This is a genomic window from Paracoccus shanxieyensis, from assembly GCF_009711265.1.
Taxonomy (GTDB): Bacteria; Pseudomonadota; Alphaproteobacteria; order Rhodobacterales; family Rhodobacteraceae; genus Paracoccus; species Paracoccus shanxieyensis.
Genome location: NZ_WMII01000015.1, coordinates 62,757 through 78,129 on the forward strand (window position 1 = coordinate 62,757; position 15,373 = coordinate 78,129).

The following is a 15,373-nucleotide window of genomic DNA, read 5'->3' on the forward strand; positions in this document are numbered from 1 at the left end:
CGAGCAGCGGGGTGGCCGACAATGATCGTCTATTGTTTGGTCCGTTCGGCAAGTCGGGCCTTAAAGGCGCAGAGCCATCTCCAAGCGATCCAATCCGGGTCCGAAACCGCAAGGAACAGCTCTGATCACGGTAAATCCGAAAGCCTCGTAAAAGCCGCTTGTGTGCTGGCTTGTCGACAAATCGACTTGCATAATTCCGGGAATTGAGCGCGCGAGCGCCAATCTGGTTTCGGTCAACAACCTGCCCAAACCCTGACCCTGCAGTGATCGTTCAACCATGCCCCATGACAGAGCTGCCGTCTTGCGGCTTGCGTCTATGCTTAGTCCGCCACAAGCGACGATGCCGGTGACATCCTCCAATACAATGTAGGGCGCGGCCGCGCGATCGGCGCTTTCAAGATGCTTTTGGAACTCTGCCCGCTCATCTGCTGCAAAGAAGGCGGGGACATTTCCGTCAAATATTGCAAGGCAGGACGACAAATCCTTCTCATCGTACGGGCGTAAGATTGGCGTGCGCATATGGGCTTTATACCGTGCAATAATCGACTGATCCATGGCATCGACCGCAGGCCGCGACATGAGGCTTTAGCCCCCGCCAAACAAGAATACCCCGATGCAGCGCATGACGTTTTTGATTGCAGGGGAAGCGACGCTGGCAGCTCAACATCAAAACGGCTGCTGCAACATCCGAGGAGATCCCGCATCATGGCTTGTCACTTGGCCAAATCCGCTCTCCCGGACCTGTCCCGCCCGGGAATTGCCACCCCATATGGGTAACTGTATCGATGACGCTGCACGAAAGTTCGACGACATGCGCATGGAGTTGCCGAAGATATGCAATGTCGATCGGCGTATCGAATACCTCTTTGCGTCGGTTCACAAAGAATGGCATCGACGCCCCGTTCCGATCTGGCGGCCGCCACGACCCATGGCACAGCACGTTCCGGATCGCGGCAGCCGTTTTGATGTGTTCGACAAGATCAGAAACGTTTTCGGTTGTTGTATCCGGATTTTCGCGTGCGGCCTTCCCATAGGCGTCCGCAAGGTTGCACAGCGGATCTGTCAATGCCCGCCCAAGCTTTTTTCAGCCAGGCCTCGTATTCAGCATGAATCTCTGCGCTGCTGTAGCGTCGCGTAGCCGTAAAGGCAAAGATTGCTTTTCCCAGCACCTCTTCAAGAAACCCGAATGACGCAATCACTCGGCCAAGCTGTTCCCAAAACTCTGCCGCATGCCGATGGGTAGGAAACCCCTCTGGAAGCTTTGATCGGTCGATAATCACGCTTGTAGCAGTATGTGGCTGGTTCATGGTCTTTCCACAGTAAAGACCTCTTCAGGCAATATTTAAAACCCAGCTTTCACTTGGGCGCTACCTTGTTATGACCACTGCGAAATTGCGCGAATAGACCATCGGCAAATGACTGGGCACATGTCAGCCCCTACCGCGTCAGATAAAAATCCGACACGCTGCTGACGCGCAGCTCCATCTGCGCAGACGCGCCCGCCATCACGTCGAACTCTGCCCATGCGGCAAGGTCAAGCCCGCTTTCCTCGGCAATGCCCGCCACCGGCACCTGACTGTCCTGAAAATCGCCAAAGACGAACCGCCCGCCCGAAGGCCGCGGCAGGTAATCCATCTGCGCGCGGCGATAGCCGATGGTGGTCAGTTCGCGCGTGTCGGGATGCACGAAGGCCAGCACTTTCCAGAAGGCCACCGGGATCTGCCGGTTGTAATACAGCGGGTCGACATCCGACAGCATCGGCCCGGTCATCACCGTCACGCGCAGGTTGGCGCGGTCGGTATTGTCCAGCACATAATCCTCAAGCTGCAACCAGATGCCGCCGTTGAAGCCCTGCCGCTGCGGCGCGACATTGGTGATGTGGAACGTATCGGCATCGGCCTGTTTCGCGATGTCACGGCTGCCCCAGTTCGGATCCTCGCGCCGGGTCATGTGGCCGCGGCTGAACAGGCCCCGGCGTTCGTCGCCATAGCCTTCGCGCAGGTTCTGCAACTGCGGGTCAATGCGCGGATCGCGCCGCCATGTATTCGTGCGCGGCACATCGCGGTCCGATTGCGCGCCGTCGATATTGCAGGCGCTGTAAAGCGGCAACCCGCGCGAGCGCGACATGCGGACCGAGAAATGCGTATAGCGCAGTTCCGTCGGATCGCCCTGCCCCCGCGCCTCGGGCAGCAATTCGACCAGATCATCCGACCAACGCCCGGCACCGGGCAAGGGCAGCGGCGTATCGGACAGGATGAAACCCGGATCATAGCCCTGACGGTCGGCGTAATCCCCCAGCGGCCAGACGCCTTCGGTCACGCGCAGCGCGTCAAGCCCGCCTGCCGGGCCAAAGCTTTGCCGCATCAGCGCAGCATGGCTTTCGCGGGCGGGTTCAGCTTGAAGATCTTTTCGCGCGACAATTGCCAATGCGCCAGATCGGCGGCATGGCGTGAAATCTCGGCAAAGCGGCCCTTGACGCGGATGGTGCCCGGCACGATTTCCTCGGCTGGCAGGGGCTGCATATGCGCCAGCGCCTGCGCCGTTTCCTCGCGGCTGGGATCGCGGTCGTCCGAATAGACGAGCACGCAGTTTTCGATCTTTTCGCGTTGCGTCTTCATCATTCTACCCTTGGTCAATCAGACCGGCCTACCCTTGGTCAATCAGACCGGCACCCTCATAGTCCGGGCCAAAGCCGATCGGCGTCGCATGGCTGTTCGCCATCCTTATAATGTCGTCCGAGCGCTGCTGGTTGCGTTCAGCGCCCAGAATTCCGGGGTTTCGCGACAGCAGCCGGGCAAACAGCCCCGCCACCGCGGGACAGGCCATCGAGGTGCCGTCCATCACCCCTTTGGAATCCTTGCTGACCCAAGATATAATGCCAACACCCGGTCCGATAAAGTCCACTTCCGGTCCGATATTGCTGAATTCCGCGAAAAAGCGGTCCTTCACCGGCGCGGGATGTCTGGCAATGCTGCGCGGGGTCATCACGCCGTCGGGCCACGCACCGATCACACCACCCGCCGACACCGCCGCCACCACCGCCGACCGCGCCGGATACGACACAGGCGCCTGGTAATCATTGCCGGTCGCCGCCACGCAGACCACCCCCAAGGCCCGCGCCCGCCGCACCTCGCGCGAGATCGAGACCGGCTCCGAGGGCTGGCCAAGGCTCAGGTTGATGATGTCGCAGCCATCATCAACCGCCTTGCGGATCGCCTGCGCGATGGCAAATTCGCTGGCGCCTTCTTCATCTGCCGCAAAGACGCGATAGGAATGCAGCACCGCCGCAGGGGCCACGCGCGCGATGATGCCCGCGACATGCGTGCCATGACCGTCGCCATTGTCATACCATTCATCGGCGGGCTCGGTTCCGGTGGTGTTCAGCCCGCGGTCCAGCAGCAGTCCCGGCGCGGGATCGACGCCGGTGTCGATCACGGCCACGCGCACGCCCTTGCCGTCGCCGGGCTTGGCCGCCGCCAGCATGCGGTCCAGCCCGTCGCGAAAGCCATCCTTGATGGGCTCAAGCTTCAGATCGACCGAGGTCACGCCATCGGGCGTCACCTCGATATTCTGCACCCCCATCGGCCAATAGCCCGACAAGGGTTGGCAGATCACCGCGTCGATGCGGGTCTGCGCAGCGGGCAGCGGGGTCGAGAACTGGCCGTTTTCATCTGTCTTGACCTCGGAAATCCCGAAGCCCCGGCGTTCGTCCAGCACCACGATGACATCCGCCCCCGCCACGGGCTTGCCGGTCGCCGCGTCCGTGCAGCGCAATTCCAGCACCTTGGCCGACCGGAACGCGCCGGGCTTGGCCTGTTTGCGGATGATGTTCATCGGGCCATAGCGCAGCGGATACAGCATCAGTTCACGCCGCACGCGCAGGCCGGGATAGGCGCGCTGCAAGGCGCGGGCCTGCAGCGGGGCCATGCTGACCAGCGAGGCCTCGTTTTCACCGATGGAATCCAGCAGGCGGATGCGGCCCGCATCGGTGTCCAGAATCCGCAGCGGCGGGCGGATCGCCGGGGCCGCGCCGTCATCGCTGCCGCTGGCCGTGCTGGCCGGACGCATGCCCGCCTTGCGAAACAGGCGGTGATGCATGTTGCGAAACAGCTGAAAGCTGGTCGTCTCCATGCTGTCGTTGAAGACGTTGTCCTCGGGGACGATGACATAGCGGGCGGATTTGCGGGACATCGGGGCGGCTCCTTGCATGCAGGGTTCAGGCTACACGTCCGGGGCGATTTCGCCAGATGCCGCGGCAGCGGATCGGCGGGTTCCCCCCGCCGCCTCGGCCGGTCGCGTATCGCCTTGCCCCGCATCCCCCGGAAAAACACGGCTTCTTTTGTCGTGTAATAATGCGCGAGTCGTGTTACCCTGTTCCCGTGGCGCGATAGTCGCGCTTTCGGAAATGGAGGATACGCAATGACCGGCAAACGCATCAGCGCAGTCCAGCAAGCCATGTTCGAGGAACGGCGCAAGCTGAAGGGCGCCGCAGACGTATTCGATGACAGCGCCGCCGTGGACGCGGCGCAGGCGGGCCAGAACCTGCCCGACAGGTGGGAGCGTCTTTACGACGCCTTGGCCAGATAAGGCGGTGACCAGATAAAGGGCCAGCCAGATAACGGGGCGGCGGGGGAAACCCCGCCGTTTCCTTCTTGCGCGGCATCCGGCTTTGGAAACCCGCAAGATTTGCGCAAATCGCAAAACTGACTGCGCTTCGTGCCAATCCATCACGCCCCGTCCGGCTATCCTCTGCCGTAGGGCCGACCGGAACGGATCGGCCAGCCAACACGGAGGAATGGAAAATGAAGCGCCAGATCGCCATTGCAATTTTCGCCTCGCTCGCGGTGCTGCCCCGCGCCGAAGCCGCCGAACCCGCCGCCTGTCAGGCCCCCAGCTTTTCCGATGTGGGCTGGACCGACATCACCGCCACCACCGCGACCTCGGCCCTTGTGCTTGAGGCGCTGGGATACAAGCCCGAAGTGCAGATCCTGTCCGTCGCCGTCACGTTCGAATCGCTGAAAAAGGGCGATACGGATGTGTTTCTTGGCAACTGGATGCCCCTGCAGGATCCGATCCAGAAGCCGCTGGTCGATGCGGGCGATATCGAGGTGGTGCGCCCCAATCTGGAAGGTGCGCTGATCGGCTTTGCCGTGCCCAAGGCGACCTATGATGCCGGACTGAAGACCTATGCCGATATCGCCAAGTTCAAGGATCAGCTGGGCGGCAATATCTATGGCATCGAAGCCGGCAGCAGCGCCAACGCCACCATCCTGAAAGCCATCGAGGAGAACAGCTTCGATCTGGGCGATTTCCAGCTGGTCGAATCCAGCGAACAGGGGATGCTGGCGCAGGTGCAGCGCGCCATCGGGGCAAAGCAGCCGATCCTGTTCTTTGGCTGGCGTCCGCACCCGATGAACGTGCGCTATGAGCTGGAATACCTGACCGACGGTCAGGACATGTTCGGCCCGCAGGACGGCACGGCGACGGTGATGACCAACACCCGCAAGGGCCTGACGGCGGATTGCCCCAACCTTGGCAAGTTCCTGTCCAATCTGGCCTTCTCGGTCGAGGCCGAGGATATGATGATGTCCTATATTCTGGACGACGGCATGGAGCCGCGCGCCGCTGCCGAACGCTGGCTGAAGGACAATCCCGCCGCGCTGGACACATGGCTGGCGGATGTCACCACTTTCGACGGCCAGCCCGGACTGGATGCCGCCAAGACCGCGCTGGGGCTGTAGGCTCAGCCTCGTGAGCTGCGCCGGGCGGCGGAGGGCGGATGCCCGAACCGCCGCCTGAAGGCCCGCGACAGCGACGCGATCGAGGCAAAGCCGGTCCGCACCGCCACATCCGCCATGCCCAGATCGGTATCGGTGATCAGCCGCCGCGCGGCCTGCAACCGCAGCGACTGGTAATAGGCGGCGGGCGAGGTCTCGACGATCTCGCGAAACAGCCCCTCCAGCGTGCGGGTCGAACAGCCGACCCGCTCGGCAATCGCGGCGATGGGCAGGGGGCTGTCCAGATGTTCCTCCATGATGCGGATGGCGGTGGCAAGGCGCTGCTCCAGCCGCCCGGCCCGGCCCAGCGACACAAGCGGCTGCGCGTCCGAGGGCAGCCGCACCTCTTCATAGACATAGAGGCTGGCGACGTTCAGCGCCGCGCCAAAGCCCTGCCGTGCGCGGATCAGCGCCAGCATGAAGTCCAAGGCAGGCGCCGCGCCGCCGGTGGTGAAGACCGGGCCATCGACGACCCAGCGGTCGGGGATGACACGGACCTGCGGAAAGCGGGCGGCGAAATCCTCAAGATCCTCCCAATGGGTGGTGGCCTTGCGCCGGTCCAGCAGCCCCGCCATGGCCAGCACCCAGCTTCCCGCCTCGACCCCGCCGGTCAGCCGCGCGCGCCTTGCCCCCTGACGCACCGCCGACAGGATGGCGGGCGTGGCGTGGCGCATGACGTTGAAGGCGGCCACCACGATCAGCAGGTCACAATCATGCTGCGGCTGGAACGCGCCATCCACCTGCACCGGCAGCCCGCAGCTTGTGGTGACGGGCCGCCCATCCGCGGACACCACGCTCCAGCGGTAAGGCTGGGCCCCTGCGGTGCGGTTCGCCGCGCGCAACGGATCCAGCGTGGCCGCAAGGCTCATCAGCGAGGCGTCGGGCAGCACAAGGATCGTGGCGCGAAGCGGCTGGTCAGAGGGCAGAAACAGCATGGCTGCGCTTTTTCATCAGATCACCGGCGCCGCAGGTTAAGGGCGGACCCGCCCCGCCCGTCAAGTCGCAGGCTGTCCGACAAAGCGTCCCGCGCCCTCGGCAGGCATGTCCCTGTGCCGCGCCGCCCAATCCGACAGCGCCTGCGCCACGGCGGCATCGGGCAGGCTGGTGCGCCTTGCAGTCAGGTCGGTATGCAGCAGCATGGTTTCCACCGTCGCGGCCAGCGTGCCATCGCCGCGCCACAGCCGGTGGAACAGGTGCATCTTCTTGCCCTGCCCGCCCAGCACCTGCGTCGTCACGGTAAGACGGTCGCCCGCATGGATCTCATCCAGATAGCGGATGTGGTTTTCCACCGTGAAATAGCTTTTGCCCGAGGCGACATAGCCCGCATCAGCGCCGACCATTTCCATGAAGCGATCCGTCGCCAGCGAGGCGGCTTCCAGATAATGCGTCTCGTTCATGTGGCCGTTGTAATCGGTCCATGTGACCGGAACCTGCCGCGTGGCGGTGACGGGCAAACCGGCCTTTTCGCCCGGTTCGGGCAGGCTGGCTTCGTGGTCGCGCACCACGCCCCCCGCCCCGCTGCCAGACCGGCGCAGCGCCCGGATCATGCCCACGACATTGTCGTCGCGCAGCCGCTCCAGATCGCGGATCGACAGATGACCCGATTGCGCATCCGACTGGCCCGCGATCAGATCGACCAGTTCGTCGTTGAATTCCGGCACATCCATCAGCTTGGTCCATGGCCAGGACAGCGCCGGGCCGAACTGCGCCATGAAATGTTTCATCCCGGCTTCGCCCCCGGCGATGCGATAGGTCTCGAACAGGCCCATCTGCGCCCAGCGGATGCCAAAGGCCATGCGGATGGATTCGTCGATTTCCTCGGTCGTGGCGATGCCGTCCTTGACCAGCCACAACGCCTCGCGCCAGACGGCTTCCAGCAGGCGGTCGGCGATATGGGCGTCGATTTCCTTTCTGACGATCAGGGGGAACATGCCGATGCCGCGCAGGATGTCAGCGGCGCGGGCGCAGGTGGCGGCATCGCCGACCAGTTCGACCAGCGGCAGCAGATAGACCGGGTTGAACGGATGCGCCACGACCGCGTTCGTCCCCGCCTGGTTGAGCTCGGACGGTTTGAAGCCCGAGGTGGACGAGCCGATGATCGCATCGCCCGCCGCCGCCGCAATGGCAGGCAGCACCCTGTGCTTCAGCGGCAGGCTTTCCGGCACGCTTTCCTGCACCCATTGCGCGCCCGCGACCGCAGTTGCCAGATCGGCGTGAAAGCTGAGGCGCCCCTCGGGCGGCAGCGCGCGGTCGTAAAGCGCGGGCAGCGCGCGGCGGGCATTGGCGATCACCTCGCCGATCTTGCGTTCGGCCTGCGGGTCGGGATCGAAGACCGCCACATCCCAGCCGTTCAGCAGGAACCGCGCGGCCCAGCCGCCACCGATGACGCCGCCGCCGACGATCGCCGCCTTCATGCTGCCACCCCTTGCGGCGCGCGCTTCACCAGCCCCAGCTTTTCGCGCACGGCGGCCGGGCCGATCACCCGCGCGCCCATGCCCTCGATGATCGAGACGGCGCGTTCGACCAGTTGCGCATTCGTCGCAAGCTGGCCCTTGCCCAGCCACAGATTGTCCTCAAGACCCACGCGGACATTGCCGCCCGCCAGCACGGCGGCGGCGACATAGGGCATCTGATCGCGCCCAAGGCTGAAGGCCGACCACGACCAGTCCTGCGGCACGTTGTTGACCATGGCCATGAAGGTGTTCAGGTCATTGGGCGCCCCCCACGGCACACCCATGCAAAGCTGGACCAGCGCCGGGCCGGTCAGCGTGCCTTCGCGCACCAGTTCCTTGGCGAACCACAGATGGCCGGTGTCGAATGCCTCGATTTCCGGCTTCACGCCCAGCCGCGTCATCATGCCCCCCATGGCGCGCAGCATTCCCGGCGTGTTGGTCATGACATAATCGGCTTCGGCAAAGTTCATCGTGCCGCAATCCAGCGTGCAGATCTCGGGCAGGCATTCGGCGATATGCGCCATGCGCTCGGTCGCGCCCACCATGTCGGTGGCGGCGGCGTTCAAGGGAAACGGCGCTTCGGTATTGCCGAAGACGATATCGCCGCCCATGCCAGCGGTCAGGTTCAGCACGACATCCACATCGGCATCGCGGATGCGGTCCGTCACCTCGCGGTAATAGTCCAGCTTGCGCGAGGGCGCGCCGGTTTCGGGGTCGCGCACATGGCAATGCACCACCGCCGCGCCCGCCTTTGCCGCCGCAATCGCGCTGTCGGCGATCTGTCTGGGGCTGCGCGGCACATGCGGCGAACGGTCCTGCGTGGCCCCCGATCCCGTGACGGCGCAGGTGATGAAGACATCCTTGTTCATGGCAAGAGGCATGGCGAAAACTCCTGATCGGCTGGCCGTGTGATGGGCTGATGCTAGGGGGTTGCGGCAGGCCGAGATTGTCCTATTCTGCCGTGATCTTGTCCCAAAAGGTCAGCATTCGTGGTCCGCATCGGTTTCCTGCTGTGTCAGGGCTTTTCCAACATGGTGCTGTCCTGCCTGCTGGAACCGCTGCGGGCCGTGCGCGATCAGGCGGGCATCGACATCCGCTGGCAGGTGCTGACGCCGGACGATGCGCCGGTCAGGTCCTCAAGCGGGCTGACGGTGACGGCGGATGCACAGGCCGCGGGCGCGCTGGATGTGCTGGTCGTGGTGGCGGGCTATGGCTATCGCGACCATGCGGGCGGGGCGGCGCTGCGGCGGGTGTCGGGGCTGGCGCGGCACAGCCGTCTGGTGATCGGCGCCGACAGCGGGCCGTGGCTGCTGGCGCAGGCCGGGCTGCTGGAGGGCCAGCGCGCCACGCTGCATTGGTCGCTGCTGGCCGAATTCGCCGAGGCCTTTCCCGACATCGCCGTCGAGCCTTCGGCCTATGTCGCGGCGGGCCGGATCTGGACCTGCGGCGGCGCGGCGGGGGCGCTGGATCTGATGCTGGCCTTCATTGCCGAACGCTTCGGACAGGCCAATGCCTTCATCGCCTCGTCGATGTTTCTGCATGATGCCGACCGCAGCGATGCGGGCCCCGCCCGCGCGCCGGGGCTGCCGCGCAAGGGCTCGGCCCGGTTGCGGCAGGCAATGAACCTGATGATCGGATCGGTCGAAACGCCGCTGCCGCTGGCCCGTATCGCGTCGGCCTGCGGCGTGTCGGTCAGCAAGCTGGACCGGCTGTTTCGCAGCGAAATCGGCATGCCGCCGGGTCGCTATTTCCAGATGCTGCGGCTGTCGCAGGCGCGCGAACTGGCCGCCAGCACCGATTTCGACCTGCGCGAGATCGCGCTGCGCTGCGGCTATGGCGATGCGGCGGCGCTAAGCAAGGCGCATCGCCGGGTCTATGGCCAGCCGATCCGCGCCGCACTGGCGCAGCGCGGCGGCGCAGGCTAGGCCACCTGTTCGGGCGACAGGCCCGGCAGATCGAAGGTCTGATGCGACCGGCAATAGCCATGCCCGCCCATGCGCCCCAGCGCGTCCAGCCCCACCGGGTCGATATGCAGCCGTTCGTTCACGATCGAGGACCGCACATGCATCGCCACCACCTCGCCCAGCACGATCTCGCGCGAGGCGCTGACCGACAGGGTGACATAGCGGCGGCATTCCATGGCGACGGGGGCCTCGGCGATGCAGGGGGCGGCGACATGGGTGCCGGGCATGGTGGTCAGCCCGGCCCGCGTCACCTCATCGACGCCGGGCGGAAAGGCCACCGCCGTCACGTTCATCGGATGCAGATTGGCGTGATCGACGATATTGACGGTGAATTCGCCGGTTTCGCGGATGTTGTGGCCGGTATCCTTGAAGCGCAGATCGTCGTGGTTTTCCACGCCGATGGCCAGAATGGCGGGATCGGCGGACAGCACGTTGAAGAAGCTGAAGGGGGCTGCATTGACCCGGCCCTGCCGGTCGACGGTCGTGACCCATGCGATGGGGCGCGGCACCACCGCGCCGATCAGCAGCTTGTATCGGTCGCGCGCCGACAGATCCGCAAAATCGAAGCGGGTGAAATCCGATTGCGGCGGGGCGGCGGTCTGTTCCTGCATGAGGCGGGCCTTCTTAATCAGCGTTGTTCAGATAACGGCCAAGGATGGCCGCCACATCCGGTTCCTTGACCGGATCGTCGGAATTGGCGCGGTCCTCGACCGCGTGCAGATGCGCGTCCATGATCGCCAGCGCGGCTGGCAGATCCTGCGCGGCCAGCGCGTCGATCAGGCGCAGATGCTCTTCGATGCCGCATTCGGCGGAATGCGGGCGGCCGAACCGCGCAAGGATCAGCGAGGCGCGCGACACGATGCGGCTGACAAATCCCGTCAGTTCGGCCGAGCCGGTCAGTTCGGCCAGCAGGATGTGGAATTCCCCCGACAGCCGGATCGACCGCGGGCTTGAGGCCCGCAGCGCCCGCTCTTCTTCGCGCACATGGCTGCGCAGGGCGTCGATGCTGTCCTTGGACATGCGGCGGCACAGCCGGGTGATGACCTCGTGTTCCAGACAGCGGCGCAGGGCGAACACGTCCTCGGCCTCGGCGAATTCGGGCATGGCGACGGCGGCGCCGCGATTGGGCCGCATGTCGACCAGCCCGTCGGCCATCAGCCGCACCAGCGCATTGCGCGCCGAGGTGCGGCTGACGCCGAAGGTCTCACCGATGGAATCCTCGGGCAGCTTGGTGCCGGGCTTCAGCGCCTGTTCCAGAATGGCCCGCCTGAGCGAGGCATAGATGGAATCGCTGCGGATGCTGGTGGTGGACATGACGGGATCCGTTCAGAAAGGGGAATGGCGCTGGCCGGTTGCTGGGCTGATCGGGCTTTACGGCATGGGTCACGATCCGGATACGGAGAATACGGCCTGCGGCTGGTCTGCGCGGATCACCTGCCCCGCCGGGTTGTGAAAACTGCGCCTGCCGCGCTTCCAGCCCATCGCCACGCGGGGCAAGCTGCGGATCGCCCCCGCGCGGTCGGTGCAGTCCAGCAGGACGATATCGGCATTTGCGCCCACGCACAGGCCGTGGTCGCGACGCAGGATGCGGGCCGCGTCCTCGGCCACCATGGCGAAGGCCGCGTCCATATCGGCATCGCAGGCAAGCTGCGCCACATTGGCATAAAGGTTCGCCATGCGCAGCAGTGAGCCATCGCCGAAGGGCGTGAACGGGTTCAGCACATTGTTCGTGGCGATCGAGGTCAGCACGCCTTGACCCCGCATCAGATGCGCGGGCGCGATGCCGCGCGGCACCAGCCTGTCGCGGTCGCGCCCGGTCAGGAACAGGTCCGTCGCGGGCAGCACGGTCAAGGCGATGCCCGCCTGCGCCAGATCACGGCCGATCCGTGCCACCTGAGCAGGCGGCATGGCCGACAGGTTGGTGACATGGCCGATGCTGACGCGCCCCTGCCAGCCCCGCGCTGCCGTCTGCGCGATGACGGCGGGCAGGTTGGTGTGGCCGGGGTCCAGATCGAAATCCAGATGGAAATCGACATCCACATCGAATTCGCCCGCAATGTCGAAGATGGTGGCGATGTGGCGCGCGGGATCCGGATCTGCATAGGGGCATCCCCCCACCATATCCGCGCCGCGCCGCAGCGCGTCGCGCAGCATGTCTATGGTCTGGGGTTCCTGCGTCAGCCCCTCTTGTGCAAAGGCGCAAAGCTGGATGTCGATGGCGAAGCGGTAATCCTCGCGCAGGCGCAGCAGCGCGTCCAGCGCGCGAAAGCCGATGCGCGGGTCCACCTCGACGAAGCTGCGCATCAGCGTGGTGCCATGCAGGATGGCGCGTTCCACCAGCCGCGCAGCGCGCGCATAGACGTCCTGCGCCGTGAAATCGGCCTTGGCGCGGGCGGTCTGGGCAATCGCCTCGGGCAAGGTGCCTTCGCAGATCGTGCAGCGGCCAAGGATGTCGGCCTTGTCCAGATGGATATGGCTGTCAGCAAAGCCCGGAAAGGCGAACATGCCCTGCGCATCGGTCACCTCGCGCGCAGGCCCCTGCAGCGCCGGGCCGATGGCTGCGATGAGGCCCGCGCTGACGGCGATATCGGCCAAGGCGTCCTGCCCGGCGATGCGGGCATTGCGGATCAGCAGGTCGAGCATGACGGCTCCGCAAAGATCGCGCCGCCATCGCTGCGCGGGTCGTGGGCGGCATCCGTGCCGCCATCCGGTCCGATGCGGATCACCCCCGCCTGCCCGCCCAGCGGGCTAAGCGCGGGAAGCGGCGAAAGCTCATGCCCGCGCGCCAGCAGGGCGTCGGTGGTGGTGGTGGGCAAGCCGTCCTCAAGCTTCAGGCTGTCGCGGCTGTCGGAAAAGGTGCGGCCCAGCAGAAAACGCGGACGCGCCAGCGCCTCGGCGGCGGACAGGCCGTGGTCGATCAGCAGCGACAGCAGCAGGCTCAGCGTCTGGGGCTGTCCGTCCGCGCCCTGCGTGCCATAGATCAGGCGCGGGCGACCGTCAGGCCCCAGCGCCATGCCGGGGTTCAGCGTATAGAACGGCCGCTTGCCCGGCGCGATGGCGTTGGGATGGCCGGGCTGCGTGGTGAAGGCCGCGCCCCGGTTCTGCCAGATGATGCCGGTATCGCCCAGCATGACGCCGCTGCCCCAGTCGAAATACAGGCTTTGCAGCACGCAGGCCGCGCGCCCCTGCGCATCGACCGCCGCCAGAAAGGCGGTGTCGCCCGGTTGCCAGGGTTGCGGCCAGTCCATCGCCCGGTCGCTGATCCGGCCCGCCGCCGCGTCCAGTCGCGCCGCATCCAGCAGCGCCGCCGGATCAAGCGGCGCGAAACGCGGATCGGCAATCGCGGGGCGATCCAGAAAGGCCTGCTTCACCGCCTCGACCAGATGGTGATGAAAGGCGTCGCCATCGGGGGCCATCCGGCCCATCTGAAAGCGTTGCAGGATGCCCATGATCTGCAAGGTGGTCGCGCCCTGCGTCGGCGGCGGCGGCGCATGCAGCGTCAGGCCGCGATAATCCAGCCGCAGCGGCGCGACACGCCGGGTCTGCGTCGCAGCCAGATCGGCGGCGGTCAGGGGCGCGCCCGCATTCCGCAGCGCATCCGCGATCCGCCCCGCCAGTTCGCCCCGGTAAAAGCTGGCCGCGCCGTCGCGGGCGATCAGGCCCAGCGTGCGGGCCAGATCGGGCTGCCTTTGCCAGTCGCCATCGGGCATCAGCGGCGCGGTGCCGCGAAATTCCTGCCAGAACCGCTGCGAGGCCGACACGGCAAAACCGTCCTGCGCCAGCCCGATGGCGGGTTGCAGCAGATCCCCCAGCGACCGCGTGCCGGACCACGCATCGCGGGAATGGGCCAGCAGGTGGTCCCAGCTGTCGACCAGCGCCGCCGTCGTCAGCATCGAGCCCGGCCCGCGCTGGTCGATCTGCATGACGGGCGTGGTGGTGGCCTGCCCGATCCCCAGATAGCAATCGACGGACCCTTTCCCATCGGTGACCATCCAGACGGCATCGCCGCCCAGCCCGCAGAAATGCGGATAGCTGACCGCCAGCGCCGCGCCCGCGGCAACCAGCGCCTCGATGGCATTGCCGCCTTGGGCCAGCACATCCGCCCCGGCCTTGGCCGAGGCGTCATGCGGCGATATGACGACCGCTCTGGTCATTCTGCGGTATAAACCAGCGTGCGTTCCTCTTGCGGGGGCAGGAAGTCGCGGGTGAAGACGGCGCTTGCCTCGGGCTTTGCGGGCAGCTCATAGCCCTCGGCCACGATGTCGATGGCGCGGGTCAGGCGGGCATCGTCCAGATCGCCCAGACCGATGCGCTGCGATTCCGGCGATTGCATCAGGCGTTCGTAAGCAAAGATCATGCGGTCCCGTTCCAGATCGGCCTTGGCAAGGTTGTCATAGGCGGTGATCGAGGCCGCGCCTGCATCCAGATCGGTGCCGATCTCGATCGCGGCACGGTTGATCGCCCGCACCAGCCCGCGCACGGCGTCGGGATTTTCGGCGATCAGCTTGCGCGACACCATGACGCCATTGGAGTAAAGATCCAGCCCGAAATCTCCGAAGTTCAGCCAGTTGTAATCGGCTTCCGGATCCTGCCGGTTGTTGATGAGGTTGAACCAGCCGGTAATGTTGAAGACCAGCGCGCCGTCGATATCGCCCTTGATCAGCATCGGCTCTTGCAGGTTAGGCGCAAGGTTGGTGATCTGCAACTGCGCCGGGTCGATGCCGTTCTTGCGGGCAAGCACCGTGACCAGCCGCGTCGTCGGCGTCCCCTGCGCGCCGCCAAGGGTCTTGCCCAGCAGATCGGCGGGCGTGGTGATGCCGGTTTCCTTGCGCGAGGAAATGGCAAAGGGCGGCACGCTCCACATCTGATAGACCATGACCGGGGTTTCCTCGGGCCGGGTCGCGGCGTTCTGGATGATGGCGTTGATGTCGCCGAAGCCCGCGTCATAGGTGCCCGACATGATGCGCGTGACCGTCGCGCCCGAGCCTTCGCCCTGATCGATGGTGACGTTCAGGCCTTCGTCCTTGAAATAGCCCTTGCTCAGCGCCAGCAGCATCGGCGCGTCCGAGCCTTGGGTCTTCCAGCCCAGCGTAAAGCGGATGTCGGTTTCGGCCAGCGCCGTGCCCGTCAGGGCAAGGCCAAGGGCGATGGATGCGGCAAGTCGTTGGAACATGGCAGT

16 protein-coding genes are annotated in these 15,373 nt (G+C 65.5%); 3 read left to right on the forward strand and 13 right to left on the reverse strand.

Annotation, left to right across the window (positions count from 1 at the left end; all coding sequences use genetic code 11):
- Window positions 1-60: 60 nt before the first annotated feature.
- The 5 genes from GL284_RS15335 to GL284_RS15355 form a co-directional block, all read right to left on the reverse strand.
- On the reverse strand, window positions 61-555 hold the full coding sequence (locus GL284_RS15335) for a GNAT family N-acetyltransferase (RefSeq protein ID WP_230383105.1): 495 nt from the start codon (window positions 553-555) through the stop codon (window positions 61-63).
- Window positions 556-980: 425 nt separating this feature from the next.
- Complete coding sequence (locus GL284_RS21560) at window positions 981-1,307, reverse strand: hypothetical protein (protein ID WP_230383104.1); 327 nt, start codon at window positions 1,305-1,307, stop codon at window positions 981-983.
- 130 nt (window positions 1,308-1,437) lie between these two features.
- Complete coding sequence (locus GL284_RS15345; RefSeq protein WP_155045523.1) at window positions 1,438-2,364, reverse strand: DNA/RNA non-specific endonuclease; 927 nt, start codon at window positions 2,362-2,364, stop codon at window positions 1,438-1,440.
- Window positions 2,364-2,618 (reverse strand): hypothetical protein, encoded by a 255-nt coding sequence (locus GL284_RS15350; protein WP_155045524.1) that lies wholly within the window; start codon window positions 2,616-2,618, stop codon window positions 2,364-2,366. The genes GL284_RS15345 and GL284_RS15350 overlap by 1 nt, the downstream gene beginning before the upstream one ends.
- A 28-nt stretch (window positions 2,619-2,646) precedes the next feature.
- Window positions 2,647-4,191 carry a S8 family peptidase gene (locus GL284_RS15355; RefSeq protein ID WP_155045525.1) on the reverse strand — a complete coding sequence of 515 codons (1,545 nt, stop codon included), beginning with the start codon at window positions 4,189-4,191 and terminating at the stop codon, window positions 2,647-2,649.
- A gap of 228 nt (window positions 4,192-4,419) precedes the next feature.
- Here GL284_RS15355 and GL284_RS15360 point away from each other — a divergent pair, with 228 nt between their 5' ends.
- Window positions 4,420-4,587, forward strand: coding sequence for a hypothetical protein (locus GL284_RS15360; RefSeq protein WP_155045526.1), 168 nt, complete (start codon window positions 4,420-4,422; stop codon window positions 4,585-4,587).
- A gap of 215 nt (window positions 4,588-4,802) precedes the next feature.
- Window positions 4,803-5,741 carry a choline ABC transporter substrate-binding protein gene (gene choX / locus GL284_RS15365; protein WP_155045527.1) on the forward strand — a complete coding sequence of 313 codons (939 nt, stop codon included), beginning with the start codon at window positions 4,803-4,805 and terminating at the stop codon, window positions 5,739-5,741.
- 2 nt (window positions 5,742-5,743) lie between these two features.
- Here choX and GL284_RS15370 read toward each other — a convergent pair whose 3' ends face one another.
- The 3 genes from GL284_RS15370 to bcoG are packed head-to-tail and all read right to left on the reverse strand — an operon-like array spanning window position 5,744 to window position 9,111.
- On the reverse strand, window positions 5,744-6,712 hold the full coding sequence (locus GL284_RS15370) for a GlxA family transcriptional regulator (RefSeq protein WP_155045528.1): 969 nt from the start codon (window positions 6,710-6,712) through the stop codon (window positions 5,744-5,746).
- A gap of 60 nt (window positions 6,713-6,772) precedes the next feature.
- A complete protein-coding gene (locus GL284_RS15375; RefSeq protein ID WP_155045529.1) occupies window positions 6,773-8,191 on the reverse strand; it encodes a carnitine 3-dehydrogenase in 1,419 nt (472 codons plus the stop codon).
- Window positions 8,188-9,111 (reverse strand): 3-dehydrocarnitine:acetyl-CoA trimethylamine transferase BcoG, encoded by a 924-nt coding sequence (gene bcoG, locus GL284_RS15380; protein WP_155045530.1) that lies wholly within the window; start codon window positions 9,109-9,111, stop codon window positions 8,188-8,190. Before bcoG ends, GL284_RS15375 begins: the two co-directional genes overlap by 4 nt.
- A gap of 108 nt (window positions 9,112-9,219) precedes the next feature.
- Between bcoG and GL284_RS15385 the strand changes: the two genes are divergently transcribed.
- Window positions 9,220-10,155 carry a helix-turn-helix domain-containing protein gene (locus GL284_RS15385; RefSeq protein ID WP_155045531.1) on the forward strand — a complete coding sequence of 312 codons (936 nt, stop codon included), beginning with the start codon at window positions 9,220-9,222 and terminating at the stop codon, window positions 10,153-10,155.
- Here the strand turns inward: GL284_RS15385 and GL284_RS15390 are convergent.
- The 5 genes from GL284_RS15390 to GL284_RS15410 form a co-directional block, all read right to left on the reverse strand.
- Window positions 10,152-10,805, reverse strand: coding sequence for a flavin reductase family protein (locus GL284_RS15390; RefSeq protein WP_155045532.1), 654 nt, complete (start codon window positions 10,803-10,805; stop codon window positions 10,152-10,154). The two genes, GL284_RS15385 and GL284_RS15390, sit on opposite strands and share 4 nt — an antisense overlap.
- A 13-nt stretch (window positions 10,806-10,818) precedes the next feature.
- A complete protein-coding gene (locus GL284_RS15395; RefSeq protein ID WP_155045533.1) occupies window positions 10,819-11,508 on the reverse strand; it encodes a GntR family transcriptional regulator in 690 nt (229 codons plus the stop codon).
- 69 nt (window positions 11,509-11,577) lie between these two features.
- A complete protein-coding gene (locus GL284_RS15400) occupies window positions 11,578-12,837 on the reverse strand; it encodes an amidohydrolase family protein (protein WP_155045534.1) in 1,260 nt (419 codons plus the stop codon).
- Window positions 12,822-14,348, reverse strand: a complete 1,527-nt coding sequence (locus tag GL284_RS15405; protein ID WP_155045535.1) for a gamma-glutamyltransferase family protein — start codon at window positions 14,346-14,348, stop codon at window positions 12,822-12,824. The genes GL284_RS15400 and GL284_RS15405 overlap by 16 nt, the downstream gene beginning before the upstream one ends.
- A complete protein-coding gene (locus tag GL284_RS15410; protein ID WP_155045536.1) occupies window positions 14,345-15,367 on the reverse strand; it encodes an ABC transporter substrate-binding protein in 1,023 nt (340 codons plus the stop codon). The genes GL284_RS15405 and GL284_RS15410 overlap by 4 nt, the downstream gene beginning before the upstream one ends.
- Window positions 15,368-15,373: the final 6 nt, after the last annotated feature.

What these genes read in the sequence shown, in the direction of transcription:
- GL284_RS15335 (WP_230383105.1), bottom strand. Translation starts at nt 555, where the DNA reads ATGGATCAGTCGATTATTGCACGGTATAAAGCCCATATGCGCACGCCA.
- GL284_RS21560 (WP_230383104.1), bottom strand. Translation starts at nt 1,307, where the DNA reads ATGAACCAGCCACATACTGCTACAAGCGTGATTATCGACCGATCAAAG.
- GL284_RS15345 (WP_155045523.1), bottom strand. Translation starts at nt 2,364, where the DNA reads ATGCGGCAAAGCTTTGGCCCGGCAGGCGGGCTTGACGCGCTGCGCGTG.
- GL284_RS15350 (WP_155045524.1), bottom strand. Translation starts at nt 2,618, where the DNA reads ATGAAGACGCAACGCGAAAAGATCGAAAACTGCGTGCTCGTCTATTCG.
- GL284_RS15355 (WP_155045525.1), bottom strand. Translation starts at nt 4,191, where the DNA reads ATGTCCCGCAAATCCGCCCGCTATGTCATCGTCCCCGAGGACAACGTC.
- GL284_RS15360 (WP_155045526.1), top strand. Translation starts at nt 4,420, where the DNA reads ATGACCGGCAAACGCATCAGCGCAGTCCAGCAAGCCATGTTCGAGGAA.
- choX (WP_155045527.1), top strand. Translation starts at nt 4,803, where the DNA reads ATGAAGCGCCAGATCGCCATTGCAATTTTCGCCTCGCTCGCGGTGCTG.
- GL284_RS15370 (WP_155045528.1), bottom strand. Translation starts at nt 6,712, where the DNA reads ATGCTGTTTCTGCCCTCTGACCAGCCGCTTCGCGCCACGATCCTTGTG.
- GL284_RS15375 (WP_155045529.1), bottom strand. Translation starts at nt 8,191, where the DNA reads ATGAAGGCGGCGATCGTCGGCGGCGGCGTCATCGGTGGCGGCTGGGCC.
- bcoG (WP_155045530.1), bottom strand. Translation starts at nt 9,111, where the DNA reads ATGCCTCTTGCCATGAACAAGGATGTCTTCATCACCTGCGCCGTCACG.
- GL284_RS15390 (WP_155045532.1), bottom strand. Translation starts at nt 10,805, where the DNA reads ATGCAGGAACAGACCGCCGCCCCGCCGCAATCGGATTTCACCCGCTTC.
- GL284_RS15395 (WP_155045533.1), bottom strand. Translation starts at nt 11,508, where the DNA reads ATGTCCACCACCAGCATCCGCAGCGATTCCATCTATGCCTCGCTCAGG.
- GL284_RS15400 (WP_155045534.1), bottom strand. Translation starts at nt 12,837, where the DNA reads ATGCTCGACCTGCTGATCCGCAATGCCCGCATCGCCGGGCAGGACGCC.
- GL284_RS15405 (WP_155045535.1), bottom strand. Translation starts at nt 14,348, where the DNA reads ATGACCAGAGCGGTCGTCATATCGCCGCATGACGCCTCGGCCAAGGCC.
- GL284_RS15410 (WP_155045536.1), bottom strand. Translation starts at nt 15,367, where the DNA reads ATGTTCCAACGACTTGCCGCATCCATCGCCCTTGGCCTTGCCCTGACG.